Origin of the sequence: Marinobacter sp. JSM 1782161 (assembly GCF_011421605.1) — a bacterium.
Lineage (GTDB): Bacteria > Pseudomonadota > Gammaproteobacteria > Pseudomonadales > Oleiphilaceae > Marinobacter_A > Marinobacter_A bohaiensis.
Genome location: NZ_WSSA01000001.1, coordinates 1 through 691, shown reverse-complemented (window position 1 = coordinate 691; position 691 = coordinate 1). Strand labels below are relative to the sequence as shown.

The 691-nt window shown below is 67.3% G+C and carries 1 protein-coding gene; it reads left to right on the top strand.

Translation table 11 applies throughout. The features are described from left to right. On the top strand, positions 1-691 hold a 691-nt coding region (gene tssI, locus GQB00_RS00005; protein ID WP_165854813.1), incomplete at both ends, for a type VI secretion system tip protein TssI/VgrG.

Sequence of the window (691 nt, the reverse complement as noted above, 5' to 3'; positions counted from 1 at the left end):
ACAACCAGCGCACCGACTACGAACACTACGACTACCCGGGCCGCTTCAAGGCCGACCAGTCCGGCCAGGCCTACACCCAGGCAAGACTCGACGGCCTGCGCGCCGACGCCAGCGTGGGGGAAGGGGAAAGCAACCGCCCCGACTTCGCCGCCGGCTGCCGGGTCAGCCTCACCGACCACGACCAGGCCACCTACAACCGCGACTGGCTGATCACCGGGGTGACCCACACCGGCAAACAGCCCCAGGCCCTGGAAGAGGAAGGCGGCTCCGAGCCGACCACCTACAGCAACACCTTCAACGTCATTCCCGGCGACAAGACCTGGCGCCCCAAGACGCCGAACCGCCCGATCATGGACGGCCCGCAGATCGCGATCGTCACCGGCCCGGCCGGCGAAGAGATCCACTGCGACGCGCACGGCCGGGTCAAAGTCCGATTCCCCTGGGACCGCTACAGCCAAAATGACGAACACTCCAGTGCCTGGCTGCGGGTCAGCCAGGGCTGGGCCGGGGGCAACTACGGCTTCATGGCCCTGCCGCGCATCGGCCACGAAGTGATCGTCTCCTTCCTGGACGGGGACCCGGACCAGCCGATCATCACCGGGCGCACCTACCACGCCACCAACACGCCGCCCTACGCGCTGCCGGAACACAAGACAAGAACCACCCTGAAAACCCAGACCCACAAGGGCGA